Annotated in this window: 16 protein-coding genes; 10 read left to right on the top strand and 6 right to left on the bottom strand. The window is 64.3% G+C overall.

The genetic code is table 11. The features are described from left to right. Positions 1-65 precede the first annotated feature (65 nt). Complete coding sequence (locus WD767_13750; GenBank protein ID MEX2617155.1) at positions 66-812, bottom strand: TylF/MycF/NovP-related O-methyltransferase; 747 nt, start codon at positions 810-812, stop codon at positions 66-68. Between the two features lie 128 nt (positions 813-940). Here WD767_13750 and WD767_13745 point away from each other — a divergent pair, with 128 nt between their 5' ends. Further along, the gene (locus WD767_13745; protein ID MEX2617154.1) at positions 941-1,855 is read left to right on the top strand and encodes a hypothetical protein; all 915 of its coding nucleotides are present in this window, start codon (positions 941-943) and stop codon (positions 1,853-1,855) included. After that, a complete protein-coding gene (locus tag WD767_13740) occupies positions 1,852-2,271 on the top strand; it encodes a hypothetical protein (protein MEX2617153.1) in 420 nt (139 codons plus the stop codon). The genes WD767_13745 and WD767_13740 overlap by 4 nt, the downstream gene beginning before the upstream one ends. A 20-nt stretch (positions 2,272-2,291) precedes the next feature. Here WD767_13740 and WD767_13735 read toward each other — a convergent pair whose 3' ends face one another. Both WD767_13735 and WD767_13730 read right to left on the bottom strand, forming a co-directional pair. After that, entirely contained in the window at positions 2,292-3,440 is a 1,149-nt protein-coding gene (locus tag WD767_13735; protein ID MEX2617152.1) for an MFS transporter, read from the bottom strand. A 1-nt stretch (position 3,441) separates the two neighbouring features. Further along, positions 3,442-4,776, bottom strand: a complete 1,335-nt coding sequence (locus WD767_13730; protein MEX2617151.1) for a Rieske 2Fe-2S domain-containing protein — start codon at positions 4,774-4,776, stop codon at positions 3,442-3,444. A gap of 158 nt (positions 4,777-4,934) precedes the next feature. On the opposite strand from WD767_13730, the gene WD767_13725 reads away from it, so the two are divergent. Beyond that, a complete protein-coding gene (locus WD767_13725) occupies positions 4,935-5,984 on the top strand; it encodes an Ldh family oxidoreductase (GenBank protein ID MEX2617150.1) in 1,050 nt (349 codons plus the stop codon). Positions 5,985-6,198: 214 nt separating this feature from the next. Here WD767_13725 and WD767_13720 read toward each other — a convergent pair whose 3' ends face one another. Further along, on the bottom strand, positions 6,199-6,510 hold the full coding sequence (locus WD767_13720) for a hypothetical protein (GenBank protein MEX2617149.1): 312 nt from the start codon (positions 6,508-6,510) through the stop codon (positions 6,199-6,201). 160 nt (positions 6,511-6,670) lie between these two features. After that, entirely contained in the window at positions 6,671-7,570 is a 900-nt protein-coding gene (locus WD767_13715; GenBank protein MEX2617148.1) for a TauD/TfdA family dioxygenase, read from the bottom strand. A gap of 136 nt (positions 7,571-7,706) precedes the next feature. Here WD767_13715 and WD767_13710 point away from each other — a divergent pair, with 136 nt between their 5' ends. From WD767_13710 to WD767_13700, 3 genes are all read left to right on the top strand, one after another. Then, positions 7,707-8,537 (top strand): TauD/TfdA family dioxygenase, encoded by an 831-nt coding sequence (locus WD767_13710; protein ID MEX2617147.1) that lies wholly within the window; start codon positions 7,707-7,709, stop codon positions 8,535-8,537. A 47-nt stretch (positions 8,538-8,584) separates the two neighbouring features. After that, complete coding sequence (locus WD767_13705) at positions 8,585-9,412, top strand: universal stress protein (protein MEX2617146.1); 828 nt, start codon at positions 8,585-8,587, stop codon at positions 9,410-9,412. A 133-nt stretch (positions 9,413-9,545) separates the two neighbouring features. After that, entirely contained in the window at positions 9,546-9,935 is a 390-nt protein-coding gene (locus WD767_13700; protein ID MEX2617145.1) for a DUF6165 family protein, read from the top strand. A 19-nt stretch (positions 9,936-9,954) separates the two neighbouring features. Here WD767_13700 and WD767_13695 read toward each other — a convergent pair whose 3' ends face one another. Then, positions 9,955-11,613, bottom strand: a complete 1,659-nt coding sequence (locus tag WD767_13695) for an adenylate/guanylate cyclase domain-containing protein (GenBank protein ID MEX2617144.1) — start codon at positions 11,611-11,613, stop codon at positions 9,955-9,957. Between the two features lie 191 nt (positions 11,614-11,804). Between WD767_13695 and WD767_13690 the strand changes: the two genes are divergently transcribed. The 4 genes from WD767_13690 (at position 11,805) to WD767_13675 (ending at position 17,862) form a co-directional block, all read left to right on the top strand. After that, positions 11,805-12,725: an ABC transporter ATP-binding protein gene (locus WD767_13690; GenBank protein ID MEX2617143.1), complete on the top strand. Its 921-nt coding sequence runs from the start codon at positions 11,805-11,807 to the stop codon at positions 12,723-12,725. Positions 12,726-12,764: 39 nt separating this feature from the next. Further along, positions 12,765-13,478, top strand: coding sequence for an ABC transporter permease subunit (locus WD767_13685; protein ID MEX2617142.1), 714 nt, complete (start codon positions 12,765-12,767; stop codon positions 13,476-13,478). Between the two features lie 7 nt (positions 13,479-13,485). Next, complete coding sequence (locus WD767_13680; GenBank protein MEX2617141.1) at positions 13,486-15,537, top strand: Gldg family protein; 2,052 nt, start codon at positions 13,486-13,488, stop codon at positions 15,535-15,537. A gap of 108 nt (positions 15,538-15,645) precedes the next feature. Further along, complete coding sequence (locus tag WD767_13675; GenBank protein ID MEX2617140.1) at positions 15,646-17,862, top strand: mechanosensitive ion channel domain-containing protein; 2,217 nt, start codon at positions 15,646-15,648, stop codon at positions 17,860-17,862. Positions 17,863-18,002: the final 140 nt, after the last annotated feature.

Genomic DNA, 18,002 nt, shown 5'->3' with positions numbered 1-18,002 from the left:
GCGATGGCGCCTCAGGTATTTGACGCCGCGCCGGGAAGCCGGACGCCCGCATCCCGGCCCGCGGCCTAACTTTCGGTTTTCACCCCCAGCCGCACCGATTCCTCGACACGGGAGAGGAAAATCCGGACCCTGTTTTCCCGGATATACCTGTCGGTCGCCTCGCGCGCGCCCTCGCACCAGCCGTAGTCGTCGATGATCAGGATGCCGCCGGTGCTGAGCACCGGATACAGATGCACCAGTTCGTGCCAGGTGGAGTTGTACCAGTCCGTATCCAGCCGCAGCAGCGCGGCAATTTCCGGCATGGCGCCGGGGATGGTGTCCTCCACCGGCCCTTTCACGAAGACCAGGTTTTCTTCCGGATAGCCGGTGTTCAGCACATTGGCGCGCACGTCATCGACCGTCCCGCCAAACCCCATGGTCCTGTTCTGCTGCTTCGCCTGGTCCCAGAGCTGCTGGTAGTTCTTGCCGTCCCAGTCCGTGTCGCGGTCGCCCGGGCGGGTCATGCCCTCGAACGTGTCATACAGGTAGATCTTTCGGCTCGTGTCGCCGAAGCGCCGCAGCGCCATCGCCGCCAGCATCACCGAGCCGCCGCGCCAGACGCCGCATTCGACGATGTCGCCGGGGATGCCGTTCTGCACGATATACTGGATCGCCTTGAACAGCTGGTAGGGCGCCTCGATCCCGCGCTCCACCGTCATGGTGAAGGGGGCGATCTTCGGGAAGAGCTGCATGAAGAAGGCGTCGTCCGGGTCGTCGGCGCGGATGTCCCGGTAATCGAGCTCGACCTGCTTTTTGATGCTGACCTTGACCATGCCGCGCCCTTCCGATGCTGTAACAGGAATATGCCGCAGCGGGCGAATCCCGGCAACCGGCGGCGATTCCCCCGCATGGCGATATGCGTTACGTTGACCGCATGCCCCACCCGCAGGAACCATCCCGAGTGACCCGCAAGCCGTCGCTGATCGTTTCGGGCGCCAACGCCCCCTATTTCACATGGCTCCGCGACCTGTGGATTTCCTGGGATTCCTGTGGCGCCGGGGACCTGACCGATTTCGCCGTCATGGATCTCGGCCTGGAGGCGGGCCAGCGCGCCTGGCTGGAGGCGCGCAACGTCGTCGTCACAACCCCGGACTGGCCGTTCGACGGACTGGCGGGCAAGACGCCGGAATGGTTCAAGGCGATGGTCTGCCGGCCTTTCCTGCCGGAAATTTTCCCCGGCTGGGACTACGTCTTCTGGCTCGACGCGGACAGCTGGTTCCAGAACGCCGACGCGCTGAAGCTCTTCGTCGCGGGCGCGGCGCGGGACGGATTCTGCGTCGTCCCGGCGGTCGACCGCGCCTATAAACCCACCTATCGCGGCGGGCACTGGTTCCTCGACTGGCAGAAATCCTGCCTTGAAAAAGGCTTCGGCGAAGACATGGCGGCGCGGCTCTACCGGCACCCGATCGTTTCCGCCGGCGCGATTTGCGGCGCGCCCGACGCGCCGCACTGGAAAATCTGGCAGGACTACGCGGAGATCGCGATCCGGCGCGCCGTCTACCGCGAGGCGGAGCAGTCGGCGCTGAACGTGGCCGTGCATCTCGGCACGCTGAAGACCCATTTCCTGCCCTCCTGGTGCCACTGGGTCTGCAATATGGCCCTGCCGCTGATCGACATGGAACGCGGGCTGTATGTGGAACCCCATCAGCCGCATATGCCGGTCAGCATCATGGGCATGCCGGGCAATACACGGACCGACGAGTTCAACGTGCCGACCTCGCACGGCGACACCGTCCCCTCCACCCTGCGCTACGGCACCGCCGCGAAGGCGGCGCAGCGCCACCGCATCTGGCGGAAGAGCACCGGCGAACCGTGAGCGACGGCATACGCCTGTTCCTCGACCTGCATCTCTGGTTCGCCGCGACCCTGACCAACCCCTACGGGCAGGGCGCGTTTTCGTTGCTGGCGCTGGGCGGCATGGTCTGCCTGATGGTCGGCGCCATGCTGGGTCTCGCCCGACCGCGACGGCGCCTGCTGCTGTTTCTGTTTCCGGTATTGGCGAGCCAGGGATTCGTGCTGGGCGCGGGGCTGCTGCAGGTCGCGTTTCCGGCGGGCGGCGTCTGGCTGGGCCTCGTGTTTGCCAGCCTGCAGATCGCCGTCATCGGCCTCGCGTTTTTCAGAAATCGGGACGTATGGCTGCCGTCACTCTGCCTGTCGGTATTCTGTGCGATATACGCCTGGTACGCCCACTTCGCCGCAGCGACAATACTGAATCGCCTGCCGGTTTCGTGAGGGCCGATGCGGCGCCTTGCTCACGCACCCTTCCCCGCCCGCAGCATGCAGAACGCCGCCAGCGCCGCGAGGCTGAGGCCTGACGAGACATACAGCGCGCCGGTACCGATTTCGTCGATCAGGAAGCCGAACAGCAGCGGCGCGCCCGCCTGGCCGATCCGCGCCGGGGCGCCGAGCAATCCCAGCCGGTAGCCGTAGTTTTCCGGACCGAAGACCGCAAGCGGCACCGTGCCGCGCGCGATGGTCAGGATGCCGTTGCCGGCCCCGTGCAGCACGGCGAAGCCATAGGGAAACGCGCCGCCGAGCAGAAACAGCAGTCCTACGCCCACCGGATGCGCCGCCGCCGCCAGCCGCGCGGTGACCAGCGCATGGAACCTGCTGAGAAAGCCCGCTTCGAGCAGCCGCGCCGCGACCTGCGCCGGGCCGATCATGGCGCCGGCGGCGATGGCCTGCGCCGTGGTCGCCCCCGCTGTTTCCAGGATGCGCGGCAGGTGCACCGCCATCGCCGCCGTCACGATCCAGGCCGAGGCAAAGGCGAAGCCCAGCAGCCACATCGACCGGTCCATCGGGATATGCGGCTTCGGCAGTTTCACGCCATCGGCGGACGCGGCGGGCGGTTCGGTTTTCGGGATCAGAAAGCGGCTCAACGGGAAGCCGATCAGCACATTCGCCGCCGCCCAGGCGAGGCAGGTATCGCGCCAGCCGATTTCCGCCAGCCCCCAACCGGTCAGCGGCCAGCCGACCGTGCTGGCGAAACCGGCGATCAGGGTGATGCCGGTGATCGCCCGGCGCGCCTGGTCGCCATAGATCCGGCCCAGCGCCGCGAAGGCGGCATCGTACAGGCCCAGCCCCATGCCGACCCCGAGGATCAGCCAGGCGGCCCAGACCGTCGCCACCGACTGCGCCATGGCCAGCACGACCAGCCCCGCGGCGATGACCAGATTGGCGGATGACAGCACGCCGCGGCCGCCGAAACTGTCGATGGTCCGCCCGATGCGGGGGCCGAGCACGGCGGAAATCAGCAGCGCGGCGGAAAAAGCCCCGAAGATCCAGTTGCTGGCGAAGCCGATATCCCGCGCGATCGGCACGGCGAGGATGGCGACGAGGTAATAGCTGGAGGCCCAGGTCAGCGTCTGCCCGATGCCGAGCACGATGATGGCGCGGCGCAAGTCAGTCGGCCGCTTCGGCGGAGGGCGGGTTCACGGCGCGGCATACGGTTTCAAGGTGGCTGGCATAGGCCTGCGCGAATTTGACCGATTCGTCTTCCTCGAAATAACCGCTGCGCACGGCAAAGAAGGATTCGGGATCGTCGACGCCCGGCGGGGCTTCGCCGGTCGCACGGAAGGCGCGCGCCGCCAGCAGGCAGCGCCGCCGCGTGCGGGTGATCATCAGGTCGGAGGGGGCGAGGTGCTCGAAGGCATGATCGGTGAGCGGCCCCATGCTTTCGGTCACCGCCTGGTCCTGCTGGTGGATATTGGCGATGCCGGTGAACAGGGCGCCGCTGCGCTGCAAGGCGCGGTCGATCTGCCAGTCGTTGGATTCATTGCCGGTGATGCGCCAGCGGCCCAGCCAGTCGGTGGTGTTGGGCAGGTATTCATGCTGCGCGCGCGGCGCGCCCAGCTTGCCGTTGCGCAGCGGCGGCCGCTCCCGGTTGCCGCCGGAACTGCCCGCCTTCCAGTAGACATAGATGAACATTGTATGGGTATCGTCCAGCGGCACCCAGGCGCGGACATGCACATGGCTGTCGAAGGCGCCCTGCGGCGTCTGCGTCCAGAACGGAAAGATGAAATTGGATATCCGCCAGTAGTTCCGCCCCGGCGCGCATTGCCGCCAGGCGCCGTAGCTGGCGCCCCAGGGCGTATCCGCCACGTCGAAACGCGGCGCGCGGTCGTTGACCGTCTGGTTGAAGGGGTGGTCTTCGGGCACGTCGTCGGGCCCGACATGACCGACATGCAGGAAGCCGAAATGCGAGGTGTCGATATCGCCTTCCAGCGCCTGCATCCAGTTGCAGTCGCGCATCACGAAATTGATCCCGACTTCGCCTTCCGGCACCAGCGTGGATTCCATCGCCGGCAGCGGCGGGGCCTGTTCGCGCGCGCCCATATAGACCCAGACCAGCCCGTTGCGCTCCGCCACGCGGTAGGCCTTCGCGTGCACCTTGTGCCTGAAATCCTGTTCCGGCCGCAGGTTCGGCATGTCGATGCAATTGCCCGCCGCATCGAATTTCCAGCCATGGTAGACGCAGCGGATGCCGCCTTCCTCGTTCCGCCCGAGGAACAGCGAGGCGCAGCGATGCGGGCAGCGGTGATCCATCACCCCGACCCGGCCGTTCGTGTCGCGGAAGGCGATCAGCTTCTCGCCCAGCAGCATCAGCCGCATGGGGTCGCCATCGGCCGCCAGCTCGTCCGATTTCGCCGCCGGTATCCAGTACTGGCGCATGAAATCGCCCATCACCGTGCCCGCGCCGACGCGCGTCAGATCCTCGCTGTCCTGCTGTGCTGTCATGGCGTTGTCTCCCTGCCCGCCATCCTGCCGCGTGGCCGCGCATCCGCCAAGGTGATTTTCATATTCCGCGCGGCGTGCTTATCATGGCGGCAGAGACGAAAAGCAACCGCACCGGCGCCCGGAACCGCGCCCGGAAACCAGCCATAGGGGGAAAGACCATGCCGTTAATTCAAGCCGACCGACTGAGGACCATCGCCGCCAGACTGCTGGAAGGGGCCGGCGCCCCGGCGAGCGAAGCCGCCACGGTGGCCCGCCATGTCATCAACGCCAACCTGGTCGGCCATGATTCGCACGGCATCATCCAGATCCCGTCCTATATCAACCGGGTCGAGGTGAAGCACATCATCCCCGGCGCGCCCATCGACATCATCCAGGAAAGCGACACCACGACCGTGATCGACGGCCATTGGGGCTTCGGCTATGTGGTCAACGAATTCGCAATGAAGAAGACCATCGAGAAGGGCCGCAAACAGAACGTCGCCGCGACCACCGTGTTCCGCCAGGGCCATGTGGGCCGCGCCGCCTCCTACCCGATCATGGCGGCGGAGGAAGGCTTCATCGCCATGATGACGGCGGATTCCGGGCGTTCACCCAAGGCCGTGGCGCCGTTCGGCGGGCGCGAGGCGCGGCTGGGCACCAACCCGATCGCCATCGCCATGCCCTCCAACTTGCCGGGGCCGGTCTTCATCGACATGGCGACCTCGGCCGCCGCGAACGGCAAGATCAAGCTCGCCGAGGCGCGCGGCCAGTCGATTCCCGAAGGCTGGGTGCTGACCAAGGACGGCGAACAGACGACCGACCCGGGCGACCTCAGCAAGGGCGGCGTGCTGCTGCCGCTGGGCGGGCTGGTCGGCTACAAGGGCACGGGGCTGGCCGCGATGGTCGAAATCTTCTCCGGGCTGCTGACCGGGCTGGGCTTCGGCGTGGAACCGACCGGACGGCACAATGACGGCTGCTTCATGGCCGTGTTCAAGGTCGAGGCCTTCCGCCCGCTGGACACCTTCAAGCAGGAAGTCACCGAATTCGCCCGGTACCTGAACGAAACCCCGACCCAGAAGGGATTCGACAAGGTCTATTACCCCGGCGAGATGGAATACCTCACCGAACAGAAGCGCAGCGTCGACGGTATCGATGTCGAGGACGCGACCTGGAAGAAGCTGGGCGACCTGGCGGAGAATTTCGGCTGCGCCAAAGAACTGGACCTGTAACAGGGGCGGGCAAACAAAAGCGGCGGCTCCCGGGGGAACCGCCGTTCTGTGCCTTGATGCCGTCCGCTGACCTTCAGCGGACGGCACAAGGATCGGCGTCATCGGATTCCCCGAGCAGGCGATCAACATGGCTTTCGGCGGCGAGGACCCTGCGCGCCATGCCCGGTACGCGCTACGGCAGGCGCGGCCGGGCGGGTTATCTACGGTTGCAATTCTACCCCTGATGTGCCGGATCGCATTCGTAGCGGAGCGCGGACCGGAAAAACAGGAATGACAGCCAGAGGCTCACGGCGGCGCCCAGGCCGCCGAGCAGGATCTGGGTTTCGATCCCGAGATCCAGGGTCCGGCCCAGCGCCCAGACCAGGGCGCCATCGACCGTCAGCAGCTCGCTGAGGACCAGCGACGTCGGCGTCGCCGCAAACAGCGATGCCGCAAGCAGGCTGCGCCGGGGCAGCCGTTGTTCGCAGCCGGATTGCGCAATCCCGGACGTTATACCGCCAGCAGGGTCAAGCGCGGAACCGATCATGATTTGTTCTCCGAAACCAGCGGATTGCCGCCATGCCCGCCGCATTGACGGGGGGTTCGGCGCTGGTTGCGAAAAAATATATGGGCGCGCCTGCCAGACCTTGTGAGGCCAGCCAAAAAATATATTTGCAGGTCCGAAACCGGCGCAAAACCGGGAAAACTCAGAAGGGTTTCGTTCCCTTCACCACGGTGCGGTGCAGCAGGCGCTTTTCCAGTTTCATGTCGTAATTGCGGACCGCGCGGTGGACCAGGGTGCGGTTGTCCCACATCACCACATCGCCGGGCCGCCATTGATGGGTGAAGACGAATTGCGGCTGCTCCACATGGGCCAGCAGGTCCTTCAGCAGCGCCCGGCCTTCCTCGTAATCCATGCCTTCGACATGCGAGGTATGGGTGCCGAGATACAGCGTCTTGCGCCCGGTATCGGGATGGGTGCGGACCAGCGGATGGGTGACGGGGGGACTGTCGGCAATTTCCTCCGCCGTCGCGGGCACGTTACCGGTGTTTTTCCGGCTCGCTTCCCAGCTGTGCACGACCTGCAGATTCGCGATCCGCTGCTTCATCGCCTCGGGCAGCGCGTCATAGGCCAGCCCCGTGTTGGCGAACTGCGTGTCCCCCCCGGCGGACGGCACCAGCTTCGCATGCAGGATGGTCGCGAGCGACGGGACCGGCCGGTAGGACTTGTCCGTATGCCAGAAATAATTGCCGTGCGTCGGCGGGGTTTCGGTGGGATTGCCGTTATCGTCCAGGTTGGTCACCAGATTGACCAGCGGCGCCAGCACGCCGGGCGCCAGACGCCGGACATTGCCTTCCAGATCGCCGAACTGCCGCGAGAAGGCTTCCTGCGCCGCCGGGTCAAGGTCCTGATCGGGGAAGACAAGGATGTAATGTTCCAGAAACGCCGCGTAGATCGTGTCCTTCACCGCCGGGCTCATCGGCCGTGACAGGTCGATCCCGGTGATTTCCGCGCCGCCGGTTTCCGACAGCCGGCGGATGGAAAACGCGCCCGGCGCGCCGGAAGGCGCCGTGCGGACAGATGTTCCGGTCTGGGTCTGTGCCATGACATTTCCCTCTGGCGTGAATGCAGTACCGCAGAGGCTATCCAAAGATTGCAGACCGCGCAAATGGTCCTACGGAGTCGCCAGCGGCGCGAATTGGCGTTACCGTCGCCCGCAGACGACGATTCAGGAGACACAAATGGCATACGAAACGATCACGGTGACGCCGATCAGCCCGGTGATCGGCGCGGAAATATCCGGCGTCGACCTGACACAGCCGTTGGGAAACCAGGCCTTTGCCGAAATTCACCAGGCGCTGCTGGATCATCTGGTCATCTTTTTCCGCGACCAGGATATCGATTGGGAGCAGCACAAGGCGTTCGGCCGACGCTTCGGCGCCCTGCATATCCACCCGACCGCGCCGGCCCCGGAAGGGCATCCGGAAATCCTCGTCATCCATGCCGATGAGAATTCGAAGACCATTGCCGGGGAAAACTGGCATTCGGATGTGAGTTGCGACGCGGAACCGCCGATGGGCAGTATCCTGCACCTGCACCAGGTGCCCAGCCCCGGCGGCGACACGATGTTCGCCAATATGTATGCGGCCTATGACGCCCTGTCGGATGCGATGAAGGCGCTGCTGGACGGGCTGCATGCGCGGCATGAATCCCGCCATGTCCATCTCGGCCGGCTGGGCAACAAGGGGCGGATGCGCGACGGCACCGACGCCTATCCGGAATCGGTGCACCCCGTGGTGCGGACACACCCGGAAACCGGTCGCAAGGCGCTTTATGTGAATGAAAACTTCACGACCCGTATCGAGGAACTGAAACCGGCGGAAAGCCGGGCGCTGCTGGAATTCCTGTACCGGCACACCGAAACGCCGGAATTTCACTGCCGCTTTCACTGGCGGCCGAAATCCATCGCCTTCTGGGACAATCGCTGTGCGCAGCACCGCGCGCTCTGGGATTATTTCCCGCAGACAAGGCATGGCTATCGCGTCACGGTAGCGGGAACCCGACCCTATTAATCGCGTTAGCATCATACCCTTGGAAACACTTGCATCGGGGGGATGGCATGGCGTTGAAGAATATTCTGGTCTACATTTCCGACTCGGCCCAGTCGCAGCACCGGGTCGATGCGGCCATTGATCTGGCGATGCGGCACGACGCCCACCTGACGGGCATTGACGTCGAGCCGACGGTCCGCATGTCGACCTACGTGGCACCGGAAATTCCGAAAGATGTCCTTCGGGAAATCCAGGCGCAGCATGCGGCGCGGGCCGCAAAGGCGCGTGCGAATTTCGAAACCGCGGCGCAACGCACCGGATGGTTCGACCGCTGCAGTCTGATGACCGAACACGGCGACCCGATCGATGTCCTGTCGTTGCACGCGCGCCATGCGGATCTGACGATTGTCGGTCAGACGCCCCCGCCCAATACGCCCAATGGCGAAATGTCCCTGGCGCATGACCTGGTGCTGCAATCCGGCCGTCCCGTGCTCGTCATGCCGTTTTTCGGCGCGACCGCGCCGATCGGAAAGAATATCGTCGTCGCCTGGAACGGCGGCCGCGAGGCGGCGCGCGCGGTCGGCGACGCGATGTCGCTGCTGGAACGCGCGGATACGGTGTGCGTCCTGTCGATTCAGCCCGAAGGATCAGACGACGCGCCGGGGGCCGATATCACCCATCATCTCGCCCGGCATGGTGTCCGGGCAACCGCAAGGCAATCCGTAGCGAACAATGTCGATACAGGCGACGTGCTGCTCAATTTCGTCGCGGATTCCGGCGCGGACCTGCTCGTGATGGGCGCTTACGGGCATTCACGCATGCGCGAGATGGTCCTTGGCGGCGTCACGCGGCACGTGCTGCAACACGCGGCCGTGCCGATTTTGATGTCCCATTGAACGGAAGGCGCGGCGCGCTTCATCTCGCGGCCGGCATTGCGAAATACAAGAGATTCTTCAGAAACATTCCGTCTCCGCCCATTTGGCGCTAAGCTGCCGCCGCGTCTGTTTATCACAACCGGAATGCATGCACATGACTCTAAAAGTCGCCGTATCCTGGGGCGAGTTGATCGACAAGATCACGATCCTGGAAATCAAGCGCGACCGACTGCGCGACCCGGGGCAGCTTGCCCATGTGGAAACCGAACTTGCCGCGCTCGTCGCGGCGCGCGACGGCGCCCTTTCCGCCGCTGCCGACATTGCGGCGGAAACGGAAAACCTGCGCGACATCAACACGGCCTTGTGGGAAATCGAGGATGACATTCGCGGCCATGAACGGCGCAAGGATTTCGGGCCGGGCTTCATCGAACTGGCGCGATCCGTATACATCACCAATGACCGCCGCGCCGCGATCAAGCGGCGGATCAACGACAGGCTGGGCTCCGACATCGTCGAGGAAAAATCCTACGCGGATTACGGATAGAAGGTGCGGCGACCGGGGCCTATTCCGGCAATTCCCGTGCCGACGGCGCCACATAGACGGTCATCGGTTCGCTGCGTCCGCGGATTGTCACCTCCCGCTTGCTGAAATCCGAAAGGTCCAGCCCGGAACGCCTGACCGTCCAGTCCGAAACGACAAGCTCCGCGCCGTATTCCTTGGTCTGGGTTTCCAGGCGGCTGGCGGTGTTGACCGTATCGCCGATGGCCGTAACCGAAGTGGCGGCGCCATACCCCATCTTGCCGACGATGGTCGGACCGCAATGGATACCGATCCCGATCCGCAGGGGTTCGTCCAGGTCATGGGCCAGCGCCCGGTTCAGTTCCGCCATCCGCAGGCTCATCTGACGCGCCGCCGCCAGCGCCGCGCGGCTGCCCGCTTCGGGACCGCTTTCGATTCCGAACAGCGCCATCACGCCGTCGCCGATAAACTTGTCCAGATGCCCGCCGCTCTTCGTGACCGCCTCGCCCATGCAGTCGAAATACCGGTTGAGCAGAAAGACCACGTCATAGGGGAGCATTTTTTCCGACAGCTTCGTAAAGGCCCGCAAATCGGCGAACAGGATGGCGATTTCCAGCTCCTCGCCCTGCAGGTAGCCGGGCCGGTCATGGCCCTCCTCCGCCCCGGCGGAAACCGGAAATAGCCGCATGACATCGACCGATCCGCCGGTGGGACGGGTCTGGCAGGCCAGCCGCACCTGCACCCCGGCGCGCACACGCTCCAGCAGGTTGCGTTCCTCGGCGCTTGCCGGCGACAGGTTTTCAGCCCCCCGCGTTATCCGTACCCGGCATGTCGAACACCGCCCCCGCCCGCCGCAAACGCTGGCATGGGGAATATCGGCGGCGTGGCTGGCTTCCAGAATGGTCCGCCCCGGCGGAAACTGGATGCTCATGCCGTCGTCATAGGTCACCCTGACAATGCCGCGCCAGCTTTCCCATTTCGTCCGTATCGCCCGCAGGCCCATGGTACAGGCAAGCAGCGCCAGAAAGCTGACGACGAAATAATCCGCCATATAGGCCATCGCCGCCTGTTCCGCGCCATCGGGCCATTGGATCCGGGCCTTGAACGCCTCGAACCAGGCCGGGTCGGCCGCGAGCATGCGGGCGCGCTTCGCCCCCTGCCAGACCCCGATCAGCGCCAGGGCCGGGAGCAGCAGCGCGAAGACGTTCAGCAGGTGCTGCCAGTGCCGGTACCAGGCTTTCAGGTGCAGCCAGTGATACAGTCCGATACAGCCATGCGCCCAGGCAGCGAGCGTCACCGCAACCTGCCGTACCCCGACCCAGGGGTCCACATACCACTGCACCAGCAGAACCGACATATAGTCGACCTTGACGTCGAAGAAATTGAAGGCGACGCGCGTGCCGAGGATATGCCCGACAAGCATCAGAGGGATCGTCAGACCGAGAAACAGCTGGACCCCTTCCGTCGCGGACATCCTGAAGCGGCGGCGCTGGTAGATCGCATAGAAGGCCAGCAGGACATGAACGAGCATCGCGCCGTACAGCAGCACGGTTCCGGGTGGCGACCACCAGGGCGCGTGGATCAGTTCGCGGACGACATTCATCGCCTGTAGCGACCAGAGTCCCGCGGCATGATTGATCAGGTGCAGGGTGACGTAACTGAACAGAATCAGCCCTGAACCGAGGCGTAGCTTCCTGATCAATCGGGATACTCCACGGTCGCGGCGACAGGCGCCCTGCCGGAAAAATCGTACGTTCGTGAAAAATAGCATGCCGCCATGACGATTGCAGCAGAAGAGATCGCATACTATATGTGCTTGCAGAATCGCGACGGCTTCCTACATTGGACCGGGATTGCGCAGGCAAACAGGGGGGGACCGGTGCACTTATGAGCATGGTAGAAATCGAAAACCTGACACGGTCGTTCGGAACGATTACGGCTGTGGATCATGTTTCCTTTTCGGTCGACCGCGGCGAGGTGCTGGGCTTTCTGGGCCCCAACGGCGCCGGCAAGTCCACCACCATGAAAATGATCACCGGGTTCCTGGCCCCGTCCTCGGGTTCGGTGACGGTCGACGGGTTCGATGTCGCCCGCGACCCCATCGCGGTGAAACAGCGGATCGGCTATCTGCCGGAAGGCGCACCGCTGTGGCCGGACATGACGGCCGGCGGCTTTCTCGAATTCATCGCCGGCGTCCGCGGATTCTCCGGCGGCGAGGCGGAAAGCCGGATTGCCGATGTCGTCTCGAAAACCCAGATTTCGTCGATCATGAACCAGCCGCTCGATACCCTGTCCAAGGGCTTCAAGCGCCGCGTCGGCCTGGCGCAGGCATTGCTGCACGACCCCGATGTCCTGATCCTGGACGAACCGACGGACGGGCTGGACCCCAATCAGAAATTCGAGGTTCGCTCTCTCATTTCGGCGATGTCGAAGCAAAAGGCCATCGTCATTTCAACCCATATCCTCGAAGAGGTCGAAGCGGTCTGTACCCGGGCGATCATAATCGCACATGGCAGGATCGTAGCCGATGCAACGCCGGCGGAGTTGCTGTCGCGGTCCGACCGGCACAACGCGGTATCGCTGCGCGTCGGCGGAAATGTCGATGCCGCGCGCAGCATCCTGCTCGACCTGCCGGCCGTTGCGTCTGTCGAACTGGCGCAGGCCGACAGGCTGTTCGTTCGCGCCAGGGGCGGATCGCCCATTCTCGACGAAGTCGGCGAGGCCCTGCGCAAGAACAAGGTCCCGGTCGAAGAAATCCACGTCACGCGGGGCCATCTCGATGACGTTTTCCGAAGCATCACGACAAACAGATAGTCCGGAACAGTGTCCTCCATCAAAAACACATTCTTCGTTATGCGGCGCGAACTCGCGGGATATTTCGCAACTCCCGTCGCCTATGTCTTCATCGTCATTTTCCTGCTGCTGGTGAATGCGCTGACCTTTTTCATGGGTCATTTCTTCGAACGCGGACAGGCCGACCTGGCGTCGTTCTTCCAGTTCCATGCCTGGGTCTACATGCTGCTGATCCCGGCGATATCGATGCGCATGTGGGCCGAGGAGCGCAAATCGGGCACGATCGAACTGCTGATGACGCTGCCGCTGTCGCTGATGCAGGTCGTGCTGGGCAAGTATCTCGCCGCCGTGGTCTTCGCGGCGATTGCCCTGGCGCTGACCTTCCCGATCTGGATCACGGTCAATTATCTCGGCGAGCCGGATAACGGGGTCATCCTTGCCGGTTATCTGGGCAGCCTGCTGATGTCCGCCGGTTTCCTGGCCGTCGGGACGTTCGTTTCGGCGCTGACCAAGAACCAGGTTATCGCCTTCGTCCTGACCGCGGCCGTGTGTTTCGTGCTGATCGCGAGCGGCGCGCCCATCGTGCTCAGCTTCTTTTCCGACTGGGCCCCCAGGGAGGTTGTCGACTTCATCGCGTCGCTCAGCTTCCTGGCGCATTTCAGCGCCATCTCCAAGGGCGTGCTGGACATCCGGGATGTCGTCTATTTCGTCTCGCTGATCGGCGTGTTCCTGTTCGCCAATGCCGTGGCGGTCGAACGGCTGAAGGCGGAGTGAGGCGACGATGATAAATGCATTACTGAACCGCAAGGGCGGATGGATCGCCGGAATCGCCATCGCCATCGCCGTATTTGTCGCCCTGAATGTGGGGCTGTCGGGCGTGACCGGCCTTCGCGTGGACCTGACCCAGGACCGGCTGTTTACGCTGTCCGATGGCACTGAAAAAATCCTGCAGCGCATCGAGGAACCGGTGTCGCTGGACCTCTATATTTCCCAGCGGCTGGTCGAGGAAGTGGCGCTGTACGGGCTCTATGCGACCCGCGTGCGCGACATGGTCAACGAATTTGCCGCCGTGTCGGACGGCATGGTTACCGTTACCGAACACGATCCGGCGCCCTTCTCCGAGACCGAGGACACCGCCGTCAGCGCCGGCGTACAGGGCGTGCCGATCGATACGGGGGGCGAACGGGTCTATTTCGGACTGGTCGCCCGCGCCGGCGACCGGGTCGAAACCGTTCCGTTCTTCCAGCCCACGCGCGAGGCGTTCCTGGAATACGACCTCGCCCGACTGATCGAGGGGCTGACCAGGCAGCGCAAGCCGGTCATCGGCATCGTCACCGATCTGCCGATGTTCGGCGGCTTCGATCCGCGCAGCCAGGAGCAGCGCTGGATGCTGATCGACGGCATCGAGGAAAGCTTCGAAGTCCGCAATATCTTCGACATCGAGGCTGACCTGAACGAGGAAATCGACGTGCTGTTCATGGCCCATGCGACGCGGCTCAAGGACGAGCAGCTTTATGCCATCGACCAGTTCCTGATGCGCGGGGGACGGGCGCTTCTGATGGTCGACCCCTATAGCGAAATCGCGGCGCTGAACACGCTTTCGGGCCGCCCGATCGCGCGGGACTCCACGCTGAATCGCCTGCTGGAGAAATGGGGCGTGTCGATCGAAGAAAAAATGGTCGTGTCCGACATTACCCTGGCGCGGATGGTCAATGCCGGAACGGCGGAGAATATACGGCCCGCGCCCTATCTGCTGTGGCCGTCCTTCAGGGCCGACAACATCAACGCCGACGACGCGGTGACCCGCGACATCACCACCGTGAACATGGGGACGCCGGGTTCCATCGCCGTCGCCGACGATGCCGCGGTAAAGGTCGAAACCCTTCTGGAAACGACTGAACGAAGCCAGCTCTTCGACAGCGAGATGATCAATCCGCGCGAGCCGAATATCCTGGAGTTCATCGAGAAATTTCAGGCGGACGACAAGAAGTACACCACCGCCGTGCGGATTTCCGGCGAGGTCGACTCCGCCTTTCCCGACGGTAAACCGAAACCGGAACCCGAACCCGAAGCCGCGACACCTGACGAAGGCCAGCCGGGCGACGCCGCATCGGACGAAGCGAAGCCGGACGAAGCCAATCCGGATGGCGCCGCGCCGGCCGAAACCGCAACGCCGGCCACGCCGCCCGCCGAACCCGAAGCCGCGGAAGGCGAACCGGAACGCCCGCATGTCGCCCGGTCCCAGCAGCCGCTGAATATCGTGCTGATCGCCGATGCGGACATGCTGGAAACCCGATTCTGGGCGACCGAGCAGGAATTCTTCGGACAGCGGGTGTTGGAGCCCTTCGCCAATAACGGCGACCTTGTCATCAACGCGCTGGAAAACCTGACCGGATCCGGGGACCTGATCACCCTGCGCAGCCGGGGCACGGCGCAGCGCCCCTTTACCCGGGTCGAAGCCCTGCGGATCGCCGCCAACGAACAGTACCGCGCGCGCGAGCAGGCGCTCGCGACGCGGCTGCAGGAGACCCAGCAGAAATTCGACGAGGCGCAGCAGAAAGCCAGCGCCGAATCGCAGGGTGGCGCGGCCGCACCTGTCCTGACGGCGGAACAGAAGACCGCGCTGGAAACCGAACTTGAAACGCTGCGCACCGATCTGCTGGCGATCCGCAAGGAACTGCGGGATGTACAACTCAAGCTGCGCGAGGATATCGAGGCGCTCGACACCACGCTGCGTTTCGCCAATATCGTCCTGGTGCCTGCCCTGGTCGGCGTGTTCGCCATCATCCTGGGCATCGCCCGCATCCGCCGGCGCGCGGCGGCGAACGCCTGATTGAAGTGCCGGACGAACAATTGACGTGACCCTGTTCCGGTAGCAGATACTCTTGGGACCCGGCCCTTCATCCGGCCGCCACGCGCGTCCGGCCATCAGGGATGAACGATGACCCGATTTCTTACCGTCCTGACGATCCTGTTCGGCGTTTTCGCCGCACCGGCGATTCCGGTCGCGGAACCGGCCCCGGAACAGAACGACGTGTCTGCGCAGAGCCTGGAAAACCTGGTCGAGACACTGGAAAGTCCGGAGCGGCGCGATGCGCTGCTGGACGACCTCCGTGCGCTGCTCGAGGCAAAGCGGCAAGCAGAACCCGCGGCGACCGACCCCGGCGCCGGCGCGGAACTGCTGGCCACCCTGACAGCGCGCGTCGGCACGGTCAGCCGGCAGATCGTCGCCGCGGCGTCATTCGTGGTCGACCTGCCGCAACTGGCGGGCGGGATCGTCAACGTTTTCAACGATGCGGAACGGCGCGGCCCCGTGCTGGAGATGCTGGTCCGGATTGTCCTTGTGCTGCTGGCGGGCTTCGTCGTGGCCTTCGTGCTGCGGCGGGCCGTGCAACGGCCCCGCATGGCCATCGAGGCCCAGGCGGATGACAAGGTCGGACTGACGGTCGTCCTGCTGCTGGCCCGGATGCTGCTGGACCTGCTGCCGGTTGCCGGATTCGCCGCAGCCGGACTTGGCGCGCTGACCGTATTCGGGCCGGACGGAAACGGCCGTATCGCAACCGTCGCCCTGATCCACGCCAATGTGATCGTCGGTGTGGTGCTGGCGCTGGCGCGTATGTTCCTGGCGCCTTTCTATACGGGGCTGCGGCTGTTTCCGCTGCAAGACGAAACCGCCCATTACATCTACGTCTGGATCAAGCGGCTGGCGATCCTGTCGGTCTATGGCTATTTCACGATCCAGGCGGCCATGCTGCTGGGATTGCCGCAACCCGCCTATAATGTGCTGCTGAAACTGCTGGGGCTCGCGGTCAGCCTGCTGCTGATCATGGTCGTGTTGCAGAACCGCCGGGACGTCGCGGACGGCATTCGCGGCGAAGGTCGCGGGCCGCTCCCGATTCTGCGCCGGCGGCTCGCCGATATATGGCATGTCCTGTTCATCATGTACCTGGTGTGCAGCTACGCAGTCTGGGCGCTGGAAATCTATGGCGGGTTCGAATATGTCGCGCGGGCAACCGTCCTCACGGTCGTCATCGTCGCGATCGGCAGAATCCTGGAACTGGCGATCCAAAAGGGGGTGCAGCGGGCCTTTACCCTCGGCCACGAACTGAACATCATGTTGCCGGGGCTGGAGGCCCGCGCCAACCGCTATCTGCCCGTGGTGCAGACCGCGGCGCGCACGATCCTGTACCTGTTCGGCTTTCTCGCGATCCTGCAGGTCTGGGGACTGGATGTCTATTCCTGGATCGCCTCCCCTTCAGGCCTTACGGTTGTCGGACGGGTAGTTACCGTGGCGCTGGTGGTGCTGGCCGCCCTCGCCATATGGGAATTTGTCAGCGCGCTGATCGAACGCAGCCTGACAGCGACGGATAGCGCCGGTAACGCCGTCGCCCGAAGCCAACGCATGCTCACCCTGCTGCCGCTGCTGCGCAACGCTTTTCTGGTCGTACTGGTGGTCCTCGTCACCATGACGGTCCTGTCGGAACTGGGTCTGAACATTGCGCCGCTGCTGGCCGGCGCCGGCGTTGTCGGCCTTGCCATCGGTTTCGGCGCACAGACGCTGGTCAAGGACGTAATCACCGGCCTGTTCATCCTGATCGAGGATACAATCTCGGTCGGCGACGTGGTGGAGGTCACGGGGCATGCCGGTCTTGTCGAGGCGGTGACGATCCGCACCATCCGGCTGCGCGACCTTTCCGGCACCGTACATGTCGTTCCTTTCAGCGAGGTTACCTCGATCAAGAACCTGACCCGCGATTTCGCCTTCGCGCTGCTGGATATCGGGATCGCCTATCGCGAGGATGTCGACGCGGTGATCGAGGTCATCAAGACCCTCGGCGCCGAAATGCGCGAGGACGCACAGTTCAGCGACAAGATTCTGGACGATATCGAGATCCTGGGGCTGGACCGGTTCGACGACTCCGCCGTCATCGTCCGCGCCCGGATCAAGACCCGGCCCCTGCAGCAATGGACGGTCAAGCGCGGGTTCAACCTGATGATGAAGCGGCGCTTTGACGAGATGGGCATCGAGATACCCTTCCCGCATCACACGGTCTATTTCGGCGAGGACAAGGACGGCAATGCGCCCCCCGCGCCGGTCCGGCTGATGGACAAGGCCGGGTCGGCGCCCGATGGCGAAACGAAGGACACGCCGGACTGACCGGAACGCCCGCCGGGCCAGCGCATTCCGGCGGATTCCAGCGCAATTCGCCAATAGCGGGAAGAAGCGGAAGACCGCGAGCCTATTGACGAAAAGCCCCGGCGGAGCAAGATCCGCGGGCTGTCAGCCGCTACTTGCAA

The organism is Alphaproteobacteria bacterium (assembly GCA_040905865.1).
GTDB lineage: Bacteria > Pseudomonadota > Alphaproteobacteria > UBA8366.
The sequence above is the reverse complement of the archived record's forward strand: the minus strand, read 5'-3'. Positions and strand labels throughout refer to the sequence as shown.